Origin of the sequence: Pseudomonas syringae pv. tagetis, from assembly GCF_022557255.1 — a bacterium.
Classification (GTDB): domain Bacteria; phylum Pseudomonadota; class Gammaproteobacteria; order Pseudomonadales; family Pseudomonadaceae; genus Aquipseudomonas; species Aquipseudomonas caricapapayae.
In genome coordinates this window covers 267,414-282,407 of record NZ_CP092923.1, presented here as the reverse complement: position 1 = coordinate 282,407, position 14,994 = coordinate 267,414, and the positions used below count along the sequence as shown (strand labels likewise).

General features: G+C 57.5%; 11 protein-coding genes. 6 read left to right on the top strand and 5 right to left on the bottom strand.

What is annotated here, in order from left to right:
• The first annotated feature begins 204 nt into the window (after positions 1-204).
• The 4 genes from MME58_RS01295 (at position 205) to MME58_RS01280 (ending at position 6,334) form a co-directional block, all read left to right on the top strand.
• Positions 205-3,303, top strand: a complete 3,099-nt coding sequence (locus MME58_RS01295) for an autotransporter domain-containing protein (RefSeq protein WP_055005579.1) — start codon at positions 205-207, stop codon at positions 3,301-3,303.
• 366 nt (positions 3,304-3,669) lie between these two features.
• On the top strand, positions 3,670-5,031 hold the full coding sequence (locus tag MME58_RS01290) for a DUF6861 domain-containing protein (RefSeq protein ID WP_055005580.1): 1,362 nt from the start codon (positions 3,670-3,672) through the stop codon (positions 5,029-5,031).
• A gap of 13 nt (positions 5,032-5,044) precedes the next feature.
• A complete protein-coding gene (locus MME58_RS01285) occupies positions 5,045-5,662 on the top strand; it encodes a GAD-like domain-containing protein (RefSeq protein ID WP_054985511.1) in 618 nt (205 codons plus the stop codon).
• Between the two features lie 54 nt (positions 5,663-5,716).
• Positions 5,717-6,334 carry a GAD-like domain-containing protein gene (locus MME58_RS01280; RefSeq protein WP_055005633.1) on the top strand — a complete coding sequence of 206 codons (618 nt, stop codon included), beginning with the start codon at positions 5,717-5,719 and terminating at the stop codon, positions 6,332-6,334.
• 120 nt (positions 6,335-6,454) lie between these two features.
• Here the strand turns inward: MME58_RS01280 and MME58_RS01275 are convergent, their stop codons facing one another.
• The gene (locus MME58_RS01275) at positions 6,455-7,681 is read right to left on the bottom strand and encodes an MFS transporter (RefSeq protein ID WP_054985512.1); all 1,227 of its coding nucleotides are present in this window, start codon (positions 7,679-7,681) and stop codon (positions 6,455-6,457) included.
• Positions 7,682-7,797: 116 nt separating this feature from the next.
• On the opposite strand from MME58_RS01275, the gene MME58_RS01270 reads away from it, so the two are divergent.
• Complete coding sequence (locus MME58_RS01270; RefSeq protein WP_055005581.1) at positions 7,798-9,060, top strand: alpha/beta fold hydrolase; 1,263 nt, start codon at positions 7,798-7,800, stop codon at positions 9,058-9,060.
• A gap of 171 nt (positions 9,061-9,231) precedes the next feature.
• On the opposite strand, the gene MME58_RS01265 is transcribed toward MME58_RS01270, so the two are convergent.
• From MME58_RS01265 to MME58_RS01250, 4 genes are all read right to left on the bottom strand, one after another.
• The gene (locus MME58_RS01265; protein WP_054985514.1) at positions 9,232-10,014 is read right to left on the bottom strand and encodes a MetQ/NlpA family ABC transporter substrate-binding protein; all 783 of its coding nucleotides are present in this window, start codon (positions 10,012-10,014) and stop codon (positions 9,232-9,234) included.
• A 200-nt stretch (positions 10,015-10,214) separates the two neighbouring features.
• The gene (locus MME58_RS01260) at positions 10,215-11,165 is read right to left on the bottom strand and encodes a sigma 54-interacting transcriptional regulator (protein WP_054985515.1); all 951 of its coding nucleotides are present in this window, start codon (positions 11,163-11,165) and stop codon (positions 10,215-10,217) included.
• Positions 11,166-11,245: 80 nt separating this feature from the next.
• The gene (locus MME58_RS01255; RefSeq protein WP_055005582.1) at positions 11,246-11,827 is read right to left on the bottom strand and encodes an alpha/beta hydrolase; all 582 of its coding nucleotides are present in this window, start codon (positions 11,825-11,827) and stop codon (positions 11,246-11,248) included.
• A gap of 214 nt (positions 11,828-12,041) precedes the next feature.
• A complete protein-coding gene (locus MME58_RS01250) occupies positions 12,042-13,325 on the bottom strand; it encodes an MFS transporter (RefSeq protein ID WP_055005583.1) in 1,284 nt (427 codons plus the stop codon).
• A 637-nt stretch (positions 13,326-13,962) separates the two neighbouring features.
• Between MME58_RS01250 and MME58_RS01245 the strand changes: the two genes are divergently transcribed.
• Entirely contained in the window at positions 13,963-14,955 is a 993-nt protein-coding gene (locus MME58_RS01245) for an AraC family transcriptional regulator (RefSeq protein WP_055005584.1), read from the top strand.
• Positions 14,956-14,994: the final 39 nt, after the last annotated feature.

The following is a 14,994-nucleotide window of genomic DNA, read 5'->3' as shown; positions in this document are numbered from 1 at the left end:
AGAACAGTGTGACTTAAAGACGAAACTCTATAGATATAAGAAAGAGAATTTAAATACCGTTAAGGAATATCGATAGTTCTGAATGCGCCCTGTGGCTTTTTTGAGCGCTATGACTCACATAAATGTGTCACGACAGATACATCGCACTGTAAGACCGCCTTGCTAGGGTCGGCGCCTTATTCGAACTGAGTACAGGCGCTCGCCATGCGATGTAACAAACCGGTTACCCACGTAATGATGTCGTCGTTGATCCTTTCACTGCTTGCGGTATCGGTACAGGCAGCGAGCCGTGCAAATGACAACCGGATCAATGGGGTCGATCTGCTTTCCGGGTTCGATACCTTGTGGACGACCGGAGCGACCTGGGATACCGGCACGCCGGCTGCCCTTGGCCAGAGCCTGCTCAAGCGCAACCTGCAGATTGTGGTCGACCGCGCCAATTCGCGCACACTGGCGCAGGAAACCGCCGCCTACTTCGATGACCGCCGCGACCAGAGCTACAGCGCCATCAGCGGCCTGGGCTCGTTGAGCGATGCCTACAAAGCAGGTGCGGGTGCCTTCACAACCATCACGCAATTCGACGACAGCAACAAAACCGTCAAATACGACGACAAGGGCAACGGTGCGGGCAGCTCGTCTTCGGCACTGGGCAAGGTCGTCGATCTGGTTGGTGCCGTGCGCAATGATGCCTCCACGACACCGGCCAAGTCCCACTACCTGTATCCACGACCATGGCGGCAGAGCCTGGACGGACAGAATCTGGCATTCGTGGTCGCCCCGTCCCTGCGTCCGGCCGAAAGCACCACGCCGGCCAGTGACTCGGGGTTCCCGAGCGGCCATACCAACGCCGCCTACCTGTCAGCCTACGCATTGGCCTATGCAATTCCCGAACGGTTCAGCGAGTTGATGCTGCGCGCTTCGGAAATCGGCGACAACCGTATCGAAGCGGGCATGCACTCGCCCTTCGACGTGATCGGCGGGCGCATTACGGCGACCTATTTCGCCATCGACAACCTGTCCAATACGACCAACGCCCAACTGCGCGCCGACGCTCGCGCACAGGCGCTGGCCTATTTCACGACGCAGTGTGGCGGTGACGTCAACAACTGTATGGCGGCCATTGACCCGGCGACCGACCGCACCTCTCAACACGCACAGGACAAGGCGCTGTACACCTCGCGCATGACGTACGGTTTCGATCCGGTTGGCCCGACCAACCTGGCTGCGGTGGTGCCGACCAACGCCGAAGTGTTGCTCGAAACACGCTTCCCGTACCTGAACGCCAGCCAGCGTCGCGAGATTCTGGCGACCACAGAAATATCTTCAGGCTATGCGGTGATCGATCAGTCAGGTGGCTACGGTCGCTTGAACCTGTATGCCGCAGGCGACGGCTACGGTGCATTCAACTCCAACGTCACCGTCAACATGAACGCCAGTCTGGGTGGCTACAACGCCATCGACGCCTGGCGCAACGACATCAGCGGCAGCGGCGCACTGATCAAGAACGGCACCGGTAACCTGATACTGACTGGCAATAACACTTACTCGGGCGGCACGCTGATCAACGGTGGCACCCTGACCGGTCACGCCCAGGCCTTCGGCAGTGGCACGATCACCGACAACGCAACGCTGGTGCTTGATCAGTCAACCACCGACACCCTCGCCAATACACTGACGGGCAGCGGCGCGTTGATCAAGCGCGGTGCCGGTTCGCTTAACCTGACCGGCAACAGCACCCTGTCCGGTGCGACCACCGTGCAGGCCGGTCGACTGGCGGTGAACGGTAACCTGGGCAACTCCATCGTCAGCGTGCAGCAAGGCGCGACGCTGGGTGGCAACGGCAGCGTCGGCGGCATCAATGTCGCTCAGGGCGGCGTGGTGGCACCGGGCAATTCGGTCGGGCAACTGAACGTCAACGGTGACGTCAATCTGGCTCAGGGCTCGGTCTATCAGGTGGAATCGGACGCTAACGGCAATGCCGACCGCATTGTCGCCAGCGGTCGCGCGACCCTCAATAACAGCACGTTGTCACTGGTTGAAGGCGGTAACTGGCTGGCCGCGAGCCGTTACTCGATCCTCTCGGCAGCGGGTGGCGTCAGCGGCAGGTTCGTCGCTGCGCAAACCAGTTTCGCGTTCCTCACGCCGACACTGGACTACACCGCGACCGATGTCGGGCTGACACTGGATCGCAACGCACAAACCTTCGCCAGTCTGGCGACCACGCGCAATGCCAGGGCGGTCGCACAGGGCCTGGACAGCGCGGGCGCAGGCAATGCGCTGTGGCGTCAGGTGGTGCAGGATGATGCGTCGACGGCGCAGGCTACGTTCGGCGCGCTGTCCAACGAGCTGCATGCGTCGACACAATCTGCGCTGATCGAAGACAGCCGTCTGGTGCGCAACGCCATGAATGATCGCCTGCAGCAAGCGCAGTCCGCACAGGCATTCGGCAGCAGCACACAAACCCTCGCCGGCGATGCTTCACGTGGTGTGGTCTGGACTCAGGCCATCGGTGCGACCGGTCAAACCGACAGCAGTCGTGACGCCTCGGGCCTCGAAACCCGCAGCAGCGGCCTGTTGTTCGGCGCCGACGTACCGCTCGACGAGACCTGGCGTGTGGGCGCGCTGGCCGGGTTCAGCAACAGCAGCTTCGACCTGCGTCATGCCTCCGGCTCCACCGACAGCGACAACTACCACCTGGGTGTCTATGGCGGCGCGAAATGGGGCCAGCTGGGCCTGCGCCTTGGTGCCGTGCGCACCTGGCACGAACTGACTGCCAAACGCACACTGGACTTGCCAGGCTCGTCCGAGCACTTCAAGGAAGACTACAAAGCGGCAACCAATCAAGTCTTCGGCGAACTGGGTTATTCCATCGAGATGGGCAACGCGCTGCTTGAACCCTTCGCCAACCTGGCGCACGTACGCCTCGACACCGACGCCTTCGACGAGAACAGCAACGCCATCAGCCTGGAAAACAAATCCCAGGACAACCACATCACTTTCAGTACCCTGGGCCTGCGTGCAGCGACCCGTTTGAGCGCTGGCAGCGTCGTGATCAAACCCAACGCCACACTGGGCTGGCGTCGCGCCTACGGTGACGTCACCCCGGAAAGCCGCTCGGCCTTCAGCGGCGGCAGCACCTTCGAACTCTCCGGCGCCCCAATTGCCCGCAGCGCAGCCGTGCTCGGCGCTGGCGTGGATCTGGGGTTGAGCGATACGCTGAGCGTGGGCCTGAGCTATGACGGTCAGGTGAGCAACGACGCATCGGATCAGTCGCTGAATGCTCGGGTGACGCTGGCGTTCTAAGGCTGAAAGTCTTCAACTGTGCAGCTCTCAAAAAATCGACAAATCGCGGACAAGCGAAGCGTCGCCCGGTCCGTGCACATAACGCGCTTCTGCCCGGAAAGCGTGGGAGCGGACTTGTCCGCGAAGGGCTGCGAAGCGGCCCCAGAACCGGCCACCTTGGTTGTATCTGGTGTATTGAGGCGGCCGGTTTTGCTGCCGGTTCCCGGCAGTTCGCGGACAAGTCCGCTCCTACTAATTCAGAGAGCTGCATGCGGAACATTGCGACTCAACGCGTAGGACCCGTCAGAAACACCCAGCCTGCTTTGACTTCATTATCGACCTTCTCTATCGTGCGCCTACCAGCCGGAGCAGTCAGGGAGACGCCGAATGCCGTTATGGAGCATTGTGCCAACGTGGCTCGATATAGAACGGCGCTTCAGCCGAAGCATGGGCTACCAGCCTGGAGCCAGCTTCCAGCGCCAACTCAACAATGAGCCGGTTTCAACACTACAGCTCAACCTAAGACGCGTCGGCAATATCAGAAGCGCGTTCAACCGCGGCGAATTGGAAGCGGCCCGTCGGCTAGGGCGGCGTTTCGCAGATATCGACATCTCCAGCATCATCAACGACCTGATAGACGTGGTTAGCCAAATGGCCATGATCGTCGCCGGCAGTACACTCGTCGGGGGCGCCATAGGTGCAGGGATCGGCTTCGGTTTCTTTGGGATCGGCGCTATTCCTTCTGGCGCAGCGGGTGCCGCAATCGGCCTGGAAGTCAGCACCTGGATCCTGGCAATTCTCGGCCTGGCCTCCATCGCCGAATTTTTCGTCGACGGCCTTCCGCGGATTGTCGACCATTACGTGCGTGGCATCACAGTCGCCTGGGAAGGCACCCGTGGCGAGCCTGGCCTCAACCCTTTCGGCGGCGATGATCCCCAGGTTGTAGACCGCGCCGCCTATCACATCGCCCAAGGCCACGAAGAAGTGGTGGTGCTGCTACTGGGCGCCATCGTCGCCTACCTGACGCGCGGCCGAGGCAATGCAAGCGTGCTTGCCAATGAAATGCAAGCCAGTAAAAAAGGTGCGAAGCTGGGCCAATGGATGCTCCAGCACGAAGACGCCCTGACAAGACACCCCGACCTGCAAAACGCCGGCTCTCGTAAAAGTGCACTGGACAAACAGGAACCGCCACCGCCACCGCCCAATCGACGTGCGGACGAGCCCGATCCGAAAAGACCGTCAGGCATGCCTGAGCACAAGGTGCCATGCTTTAATTTAAGTAAAAAGCACCGCAACCTTGCTGACGAGTTTGATAATCAGCTAGAAGGACAGCAAAAGGGGTTGAATGACCTAACGGTGGAGGAGTATCTGAAAGGACGGAAGGCTTTTACGGATGGAGATGTTGTAAGGGATGCGAAGGTTGCGAGAGATGCACGGAGAGCATTTAGTCTTGATATGGAAAGTAAGTTTCGAGATCAATTGAGGTTGGAAGGAAAACCCCTTGGCGAGGTAGCCGCGCTAGCCAAGAAAATGGCTTCAGAAAAGATGGCGACTCTAGCAGCACTTCATAACCCAGACCTTTTTGCTGGAGGGAAAGACATTATAGGTGACTTTGGTGATCGGCGTATAAATTCGAGTATCGGTTCTCAATGGCCAAGCCGTATAGCTGGATTGGATGCCGCCGCTAGCGGCGTACCTGATTTTGATCGCAACACTACAAAAATTAATGCAAAACTTGAAAAATGCTGATAAGGAGCTAACTATGGATGAAGATTATGAGTTTTTCCTGCAAGGCTTCGGGCCTGTAATTGAGCGAAATGAAGTTCCAGCATCAAGTATATCCCGATACCGTAATAAACTCCCCAATCAACTGCTTGATTACTGGTCAGAGTACGGTTGGTGCGGTTACGCAGATGGGTTATTTTGGACCGTCAACCCTCAAGATTATGAGCACATACTTGACCAATGGATTTCTGGCACATCACTTTACCAGCAAGATAACTATCACGTGATAGCTCGGAGTGCATTCGGCATACTCTACATATGGGGAGAAAAGAACGGATACTGCTTAACTTTGAACGCTTATATATCAAGATATTCCACCCGCAAATCAATATTTACCGGAGAAAAACTCGACTTCGGAGCAAAGGCGTTTTTTTCATCTATGATCGCCGAGTACAATGATCTAGATGACCTATTCAAGCCAGCATTGAAAAGCCTCGGGGCACTTAAAAGTGATGAAATGTACGGCTTCGTCCCTGCCTTGGCGCTCGGCGGGCCAATGGAACTTAAAAACCTACAAAAAGTAAAAACCATCGAGCACCTAACGTTTCTGTCTCAGCTCTCGCCGCTACAGGACTGGGGATTTCCTGATGTCTAAATTCGGAAGCCACGAACTGGCTTTCTTTACGACTCTGTCAGTTCGGACCGCATGATGGACGAAGACTTTGCTTTCTTTCTAGAAAAATTCGGTCCTGCGATTGAACGACATGCAGCTTCAGAGGCAAGCATCGCAAGGTACAAAAACAAACTCCCTGAACAGCTATTAAGGTATTGGGAAGATTATGGCTGGTGCGGATACGCCGAAGGCCTATTTTGGACTGTAAACCCGCAGGATTATGAGGATCTACTCACCGATTGGCTTGCAGGTAAAGAAGTCTTCAAAAATGACAACTACCACGTTATTGCTCGTAGCGCGTTCGGAGAGTTGTATCTATGGGGCGAGAAAGGTGCTGACAGTTTGTCGATAACCAGCTACATGTCACGTTACTCTACTAACAATTCGATATTTGCGGGTGGAGAAGAGGATTACGGCATCAGAGTATTTTTCTCATCGATGCAGCTCGAGCATAACGACCTAGATAGTTTTTTTGAACCAGCACTAAAAAATCTCGGGCAGCTCCAATCGGACGAAATGTACGGCTTCGTCCCTGCCCTCGCCCTCGGCGGACAGATGGAACTGAAAAACCTGCAAAAAGTAAAAACCATCGAGCACCTAACATTTCTGTCTCAGCTCTCCCCCCTTCAGGATTGGGGATTTCCCGATCTTTGACTACAGCAATGAAATAAATTATTCACCGCGCTCTTGGCGTTGCATCGTGGACGAGCCCGATGCTTTTGCTCAAAAGCCCTGACTCCATCCAGACTCAGCGAAACGGATTCAGCTCCATTTTCATTTCCCGGCCTGCCGGTCAGCCTCAACAATCGAGGCAGAGAACGGGCTGCGGGCTTTTGCAAACCACCACATCGCACCTGCCCCGAGAAGGGAAGTCAGCACGGCCAGAATCAGGATGACCTGCCGGGTGCCCAAGGGCGCCGCCAGCAAAGCCACCAGCAAACCAGCCAGGGGCTGCGACAGGTTGTTGAGCAGCGTGATCACGCCCACTGTCTTGCCGAAATCCTGGGGCGGTATCACCCGCTGCCGGATGGTGCGCATGTAGACGTTGAACATCTTGTCGAAGCCGACGATCAACAGAAAACCCAGCGCATAGCCCATCAGGTTCGGGCTCAGGGCGCTGATAAATGCCCCGATCGCAATCATTGAATACCCGACCCCGCCCAGAACCCGCAGAGGCAGCACGACACGGGCCAGGAAGAACAGGATCACGATAGTGTTCACTGCCCCCGCCGCCTGTAGCCCTGCGTAGTTATCTTTGCCTGCGCTGTACTCGCCGATCACCATGGCTGCCGAGGTCGCCAGCGTGACGCCGACGATCAGGTTGACCCCTACTGCCAGCGTGATGATCTTTTTCAATTCTGCCAGGCCACGGATATGCCCGAACGCAATCCGCAAGGGCTGCAGCCAGATGTCTTGATGCTGCTCGAACACTTCCAGCTTAAAACGGCCAAGACGTTGCCACGCCAACATGCAGAGGTCTGCCAGCAGGAATAGTCCGGCGATCCAGAGCACTACCCAGTGCCAGGCCCACACTTCAAGCATCAGTGCCGCCACAAGCGGCCCGAGGACCAGCCCTGACTGGTCGGCGATCTGGGAATAGGACAACGTTTTGGTGTAGCTGTAGTGCTGAAAGATATGTGGCATGAGCACTTCGCGCGCCATGATGCCTTGCGTGGTCAGCACCCCGCACAATGCCGAGAGCACCACGAGCCATCCAATGCCACCAAAGAGTACGTAGAGCACCATCGCCAGCACGCAGAGCAATGCCCGGTAGACCTGGCTGATGTGCAGAATTCTGATCGGCGAATACTTGTCGCACAGCGCGCCGCACAACGGAAACGCGAGAAACCTCGGTAACGATTCGACGAAAAACGCCAGCCCCGCCCATGAAGCGCTGTTGGTGGTCTGGAACACCACCAGCGGCACAATAAACAACAGGATCTGATCCGCCAGCCTGGACAGGAAAAGCGAGATGAAGAAAGCGAGGTAATCCTTACGCATGAAGAACTCCGTTCAATACTGGCAGCGCGTACGACAGTTATCATCGCTCAAGTCATAATCGGCTTGATAAATCGATGCTGATGCGCCCTCTCCTGTCAGCTTGTGGAGAAATACCGATGAACTCATCGCCAAGGTATTCGGCCGTTCTGGCCACCCTGTTGATGGTCCTGCTCGCAGCTTGCAGCGCAGTGCCAGGTACTTCCATGAAAACTGTCGCCGCTGCCCAGTCAGGCCCGGGCGAAGGCGGTGTTCCCGCATTCTACACATGGCCTGATAAAGTGCCGTCGACACCGGGCCAACTGCTGCGCTCGGAACCGCTGACGGCCACGCAGAGCCTTGAGAATGCCGGACAGAATATCCGCATCCTGTACGCCTCGACAGACGGGCTCAACAACCAGCCAGTCGCAGTGTCAGGAGCCTTGTTTATGCCCAAGGGCACGCCGCCGAAGGGCGGATGGCCGCTGATGGCGTGGGCGCATGGCACGGTTGGTAGCGCGGATGTCTGCGCGCCTTCATTTGCCGGGCGCAGTGATCGCGATACGCGCTACCTGAATGAATGGCTCGGTCGGGGCTATGCGATTGTGGCGACCGACTATGAGGGTTTGGGGACGCCGGGGCTGCATCCATTCGGGCTGAGCAGCCCGTTGGCTTATGGTGTGCTCGACAGTATTCGCGCGGTTCAGAGGGCGAATTTCAATTTGTCCTCGCGGGTTGTCGTGTTTGGTCAGTCGCAGGGCGGTCGTGCGGCGTTTGCGACGGCTGTCTACAAGAAGACTTACGCTCCGGAGTTGAACATTGTCGGCGTGGTTGCGACCGGGACGCCGTATCCGATGGCTCAATCGCGCGAGAAACATCCGGCACCGGACCCCTTCCGCGATCAGGTCTCACCATCGCTGGCCTATAATCTGTTGCGACTGAGCACCGCAGCGCTGATCGATCCGTCGTTTGTGCCTACCGATTATCTGAGCGATCGCTCGAAGCCCGCGTTCGCAACCAGTCAGCGTGAATGCCTGCAAGCCATTGAGCGCAAGGTCGTCGCGGATGGACTGACCTTCAACAACAGTTTCAAACGCTCACCCGATCCGGCGCTTGATCAGGTCAACCGCCACTCGGACTACCCGACGCTAAAGACGGACATTCCGGTTTTTATAGGCACGGGCGGCAAGGATGTCATTTCACCTGTTCGCAGCCAGATCGCGCTGGTCAAGGATGCGTGCAAGGCAGGCGACCGCGTTGAGTGGCATTACTACCCGCAACTGGATCACTCGGGAGCGGTGAATGGCTCTCTGCCGGACTCGACACGCTTTGTCGAGAAAGCGTTTTCGGGAGAGTTTATGGCGGGGAATTGTGGGGCGACTGAGTCGATGCCTCAGCGCTGATCTTGAGCCAGGCACCTGGCGTTCCTCACGCTGCAGCGTGGGAATGCCCTGGGTGACGCTCCGCGTCACAAATCTGCATCGCGCCGCACATTCAAGATCGGACACGGAACGTCCAGAACGACATGCGACGCGGAGCGTCGCACGATCGTTGGGGGAACGAGAGTCAGTGGGTCAGAACGCAGGCAGTACCGCGCCGTCGTACTTCTTGTTGATGAAGTCTTTCACTTCCTGACTGGTCAACGCCTTCGAGAGTTTCTCGATGGCATCGGTGTGGGCGTTGTCTTCGCGGGTAACGAGGAAGTTCACGTACGGCGAATCTGCACCTTCGATGATCAGCGCATCCTTCTTCGGATTGAGCTTGGCTTCCAGCGCGTAGTTGGTGTTGATCAGGGCAAGGTCAACCTGGCTCAAAGCGCGTGGCAGTACAGCCGATTCCAGTTCGCGGAACTTGAATTTCTTCGGGTTGGTCGCGATGTCTTTCGGCGTGGACAGCGCGTTGGTCGGATCTTTCAGAGTGATCAGGCCACCTTTTTGCAACAGCAGCAGTGCACGGCCTGCGTTGCTGCCTTCGTTTGGAATGGCGATGGTTGCGCCTTCAGGCAGGTCAGCCAGCTTCTTGTACTTGCTGGAGTAGCCGCCGAACGGTTCGACGTGTACGCCAACACCGGTCACCAGGCTGGTGCCTTTGCCCTTGTTGAAGCCATCCAGGTAAGGCTTGGTCTGAAAATAGTTGGCGTCCAGGCGCTTTTCGCTCAACTGGACGTTCGGCTGAACGTAGTCAGTGAACACCTTGATTTCCAGGTCTACACCTTCCTTGGCCAACGTTGGCTGGATCAGCTTCAGGATTTCCGCATGCGGCACCGGCGTTGCGCCTACGACCAGTTTTTCACCTGCGTGCGCCAGGCCAATCGAGAACACAGCCGCCAGAGCGGTCAGCAAAAACGTCTTTTTCATGCAATGTCCTTAAGGAAATCCAAGAGCGTCATCCACAAATGACCGCTGATATTCAATGGTTTGCCGCAGCGATCCGAACCCTGCGACATCATGCTGACATTACCGGTGTTTTATATTCCGATAAAATACTTTTTAGTCGAGTGCTTATGCTTTTTTGCATCACGATCCATTGTGCCTGATGACAACCGGTATGGCGCGCCTCAAACCGTGCTTTTTTCCAGCTCGGAGGTGACTGTTTCCAGCAGTTGCCGGAGCGCAGAGAGCTGCTGACGATCACCCTTTTTGAGCAGCAGATGCGCCTGACGCTCGATCAGAGTAAACGGCGCGGCAATATCCGGCAGATTGATATCTTCAGCCCGGATTTCGTCACCGTTGCTGACCAGCAAAGCAAAGTGAATGACGTTCTCCAGCTCTCGGGTGTTGCCGGGCCAGCTGTGGGCCTCCAGCGTGCGTTGTGCGTCTTCGCTGATCAGTTGCACAGGCAGGCTGAGGCGCTGGCTGTAGATCCCGACAAAATATTCGGCCAGCGGCAGAATGTTGCCTGGCTGTTCGCGCAACGCCGGCAGATCAAGGCGGCCCTCGCTCAGGTAGTGATAAAGCCGTTCGTGGAATTTTCCGGCGGCAACGGCCTGCGCCAGATCGATGCTGGTGGCGGCTACCAGCCGCACATCGACCGGGCTCGGCTGGTGCGCGCCCACTCGCGTGACCTCGTGATTTTCCAGGGCGGCGAGCAGCTTGACCTGAATTGGCAGCGGCAGGTCGCCGATTTCGTCCAGGTACAAGGTGCCGCCATTGGCCGAACCGAACCAGCCTGCGCGGCTGCTGACCGTTCCACTGTGGGCTCCGGCGGCATAGCCGAACAATTCGGCGTCGGCATACGTCGGACTGATCGCACCGCAGTTCACTGAAACGAACAAACCCGAGCGATCACTGCCACGATGGATGTGCCGCGCCAGCAACTCCTTGCCGGTCCCGGATTCGCCGCGGATCAGCACCGGTAGCGAACGGGGTGCCAACTGTTCCATTTCTTCGCGCAGCCTGCGCGAGCGCGGATCGATGAACACCAGCGCCTTGGCACGAATGCTCAGCGGGCTTTTTTCTGCATCGGGAAAGGTCAGCAGCGGCTGACCGAAATTTTCGTGAAGGCTCATGACACACTCCCGCCTGAGCCCTTGCGACGGCTCAAGCGTTTAAAAGACAGGACCCGGCGAGTCCGATAAAAAACTGCCGTTCATGCGCGACGACGCGCGTGCTGCTCCAAACGGTTTTGCAGCCGGTACAGATAGGCGAAACCTTGCTCCCATCGCTGATGGCCGGATTTGACGTTGATATGCCCGGCCTGACTCAGAAACCCGACTTCTGCGCCCCAATGACGCGCCATTTCCATGGCACGCTGGGAGCTGACCGCCGGGTCGTTGTCAGAGCTGACAATCTGTGTCGGAAACGGCAACAGGTCAGCAGGGATCGGCGCAAAGTTACGCAATGCAGGCGGGCAATTGGGACGTTCGACGTCGGCTGGTGCTACCAGCAGCGCGCCTTGCACCTGACGCAGCGTCTCCAGCGGTGCGAGTTGAGCCCAATGTGCGACGGCCACACAACCCAGGCTGTGAGCGATCAGGATCACCGGCGTGCTGTGCGCTGCAATCGTGCGCTGCAACTCTCCCACCCAGTCCTCACGTCGTGGTTTCAGCCAGTCGGCCTGTTCCACACGCGTGCTGTTAGGCAGGCTGTTCTGCCAGTGGGTCTGCCAATGATCATCAGGAGACCCTTGCCAGCCTGGCACGATCAGATACCGGATCGACTCGTTATGCATGGATTCGCCTCCTGCATGTATGCGTTCATGAGACGAGTATAGGGATGGAAGTTATATTCGCTAAGGAATAAGAAGCTATTTATTAATTCCCAAAACGAATATCAGCCGTCAGACAAAAAAAGAAGCCGCCCCCTGCCTTCGAGGAACGGCCTCTAATAAAAAATCACTTTCAGGGCAAAGAATACCCAGGCTTCGTTACAGGATTACGACGACCTCACGTTGCGGCAACAGTACCAACGCCCTGCTCGCCGACGCCCAGCGCCACGGGTTCATCGTTCTGCGGGACTTCGCGGGCAACGTTCCACACTATGATCGCGGCAACGATATCGAAAATCGCCAGCACCACGAACAGCGGGCTGTAGCCGATCTTGGTGACCAGCACGCCGAATACCATGGTGAACGCTGCCGCACCAAAAAAGCCGAACATTCCGCCCATGCCGGTAGCGGTGGCCACCTCGTTTTTACCGAATGAATCCGAGGTGATCGAATACAGCGCGCCCGACAGGGTCTGATGCGCGAAACCGCCGATACACAGCAACGCGATAGCGGTATAAGGACTTTCGACCAGCCCGATACAGGCCGGACCGATCATGCATGAACAGCCAAACAGCATGACCATCTTGCGTGACGTGAACAGCGAAACCTTGCAGTACTTGTGAAACAGCGGGCTCAGATAGCCGCCCAGCACGCAACCGATGTCAGCCGCCAGAAACGGCAGCCAGGCGAACATCGCGACTTCCTTGATGTTCATGTGACGCTCGGTCATCAGGTACAACGGAATCCATGCATTGAAGGTCTGCCAGGCAGGTTCGGAAAGAATACGCGCTGACGCAATCGCGTAGAAATTACGGTTCTTGAACAGCCGCTTCCAACTGCCCCTCTGGGCCGGTGCATCCTTGAGGCGCGATTCCTGACCACTGAGGATGTAGTCGCGCTCGGAGTCGCTCAAACGCTTCTGATCGCGAGGGTGTTTGTACAACAGCAGCCACAGACCGCTCCACACAATGCCCAGACCGCCGACAATCAGAAACGCCAGTTCCCAGCCGCTTTGCAAAATGGCCCAGACCACCAGCGGGGGCGCAAGCAATGCGCCAAACGACGAACCGATGTTGAACCAGCCGATGGCGACCGAGCGCTCCTTGGCCGGAAACCACTCGGTCGTGGCCTTGACACCTGCGGGCAGGCCCGCCGCTTCGGTTAGCCCGAGCATGCCACGGAAGATTGCCAGACTCTGCCAGCCCGTTGCGAACGCTGCGGCAGCGCAGGCGGCAGACCAGGCAACGGCAAAAATCGCAAACCCCATCTTGGTGCCGATGGCATCAATGACGTAGCCCGCCACCGGTTGCATGATGGCGTAGCACAACTGCCAGGCGACGACGATGTGCGCGTACTGCTCGGTAGAAATGCTTAGCTCGCTCATCAGCGTCGGCGCTGCCACGGACAACGTGTTGCGTGCAAGGTAATTGACGACCAGGCCGGCTGTTACCAGCCCCACCATCCACCACCGAATGCCTTTTATCTTCATCTCTTCACCCTGGTTATTTTTAGATTGGCGATGAGCGTCCCGCGGCCACGACCGTGAGGCGGCTGATTTTATGTAACTTCAGATTACGGTCTTCTCTAAAACGATGTTCGATACATTTCGTCGACAATCGCGTGAAAAAAGCGATTTACGAGATGATCGAGGCTGTGCTGATGCCTGAAAAACCAGACTGGTCATGGACTCGTTACTCTTTGAATTATTTTTATGGTTGTAATTTTTCAAAAGCCTTATGTTGTCGTACAACATGGCGCATTTATAGTCATTTGCCGTGCCGGTGTCAAATGGCAGAAATGCCGATACCCCCGCTTGCCAAGCGCTAGCGGAGGTTTACTCGGAGGACGGTCTTTTTTTGTTATACGACGACTACGCAGTCGGTGCGTGACCATGTCCGTTTTGGTCTGTTCAGGGGTGCCTGATGGGGACCGCGCATGGGGATCGCAGTCCGTCAGCAAGAAACGCGTCTAAACACTTGCACAACTGTCACAATTGCTTTCATTCTTGATAGCGGCGTCAGGCAAGGGATTTGCCATTTGAATTGCTGTCGGCACTGGCCCGGCGCTGAATTACCCACATGTCAGGGAGAGGCGTCCGCATGCCTGAGCCAAGCAGTCTCGCCAGCTGGACCCCTGCGCTGCGCAAGCAGCTCGATGCACTGGGCGTAAACAGCGACGCGCTATGCCAGAGCGCGGGTCTGGACCTGAGCATGCTGGGTGATCCCGGTGCGCAGTTTCCGCCAGACGTCACTGCCGCACTTTGGCAACAAGCAGTGCAGGCCAGCCTCGAACCGGCTCTGGGCTTGCGTGTATCGCGTTTTGTCAGCCCGACGGCGTTTCACGCGCTGGGCTACACACTGGTTGCCAGCGGCTCACTGCGTGAAGTTTTCGAGCGCATCGTACGTTACCGCTCAATGGCTGAGGACTCTCTGAAACTTGATTTCAGAACGGTCGGCGAGCGCTATGAATTCCGCTTCGGCACGCCGAAATCGTGTCAGTTGCCGGCCCATGAGTTGCTCGATGCATTTGCCGCCATCTACGTGCGCACCTGTCGCAACCGCTTAGGCAGGGGCTACGCGCCGCTGGCTGTGCATCTACAGCGTCCCGCGCCCGACAATCCGCAACCGTGGCAGGACCTGTTCCGCGCACCGCTGGTGTTCGCGGCGCCGGAGAACTTGCTGGAGTTTGCTGGCGATCAGTTCGACAGCCACCTTGATGACGGCCCGGTACAAGTGAACGGGCAGGAACCCAGTGGCGATCCGTTGCCTTCGCTGATCTGGGAGCAGCGCGTGCGCTCTGCCATCGAGACTCTTCTGCCGGACGGTGAACCGACCGCCAGAAACATCGCCGAAGCCCTGCACCTGAGCACGCGCAGCCTGCAACGTCATCTGGCCGATGAGGGCTGCTGCTACGACCTGCTGCTCAATCAATGCCGCCAGAACCTGGCGTTGTTGCACATGAACGACCCGCAAAGCTCGCTGAGCGAAATCGCCTGCCTGCTGGGCTTTACCGACACCAACAGCCTGAGCCGCGCCTTCAAACGCTGGACCGGACTGACCCCTGGCCAGTATCGCAGCGGCGTGGTGCGCTGAGCGCTGAGGGGGGGGCGCACCCTCATGTCCATGCTCCGC

What these genes read in the sequence shown, in the direction of transcription:
- MME58_RS01295 (WP_055005579.1), top strand. Translation starts at nt 205, where the DNA reads ATGCGATGTAACAAACCGGTTACCCACGTAATGATGTCGTCGTTGATC.
- MME58_RS01290 (WP_055005580.1), top strand. Translation starts at nt 3,670, where the DNA reads ATGCCGTTATGGAGCATTGTGCCAACGTGGCTCGATATAGAACGGCGC.
- MME58_RS01285 (WP_054985511.1), top strand. Translation starts at nt 5,045, where the DNA reads ATGGATGAAGATTATGAGTTTTTCCTGCAAGGCTTCGGGCCTGTAATT.
- MME58_RS01280 (WP_055005633.1), top strand. Translation starts at nt 5,717, where the DNA reads ATGGACGAAGACTTTGCTTTCTTTCTAGAAAAATTCGGTCCTGCGATT.
- MME58_RS01275 (WP_054985512.1), bottom strand. Translation starts at nt 7,681, where the DNA reads ATGCGTAAGGATTACCTCGCTTTCTTCATCTCGCTTTTCCTGTCCAGG.
- MME58_RS01270 (WP_055005581.1), top strand. Translation starts at nt 7,798, where the DNA reads ATGAACTCATCGCCAAGGTATTCGGCCGTTCTGGCCACCCTGTTGATG.
- MME58_RS01265 (WP_054985514.1), bottom strand. Translation starts at nt 10,014, where the DNA reads ATGAAAAAGACGTTTTTGCTGACCGCTCTGGCGGCTGTGTTCTCGATT.
- MME58_RS01260 (WP_054985515.1), bottom strand. Translation starts at nt 11,165, where the DNA reads ATGAGCCTTCACGAAAATTTCGGTCAGCCGCTGCTGACCTTTCCCGAT.
- MME58_RS01255 (WP_055005582.1), bottom strand. Translation starts at nt 11,827, where the DNA reads ATGCATAACGAGTCGATCCGGTATCTGATCGTGCCAGGCTGGCAAGGG.
- MME58_RS01250 (WP_055005583.1), bottom strand. Translation starts at nt 13,325, where the DNA reads ATGGTGGGGCTGGTAACAGCCGGCCTGGTCGTCAATTACCTTGCACGC.
- MME58_RS01245 (WP_055005584.1), top strand. Translation starts at nt 13,963, where the DNA reads ATGCCTGAGCCAAGCAGTCTCGCCAGCTGGACCCCTGCGCTGCGCAAG.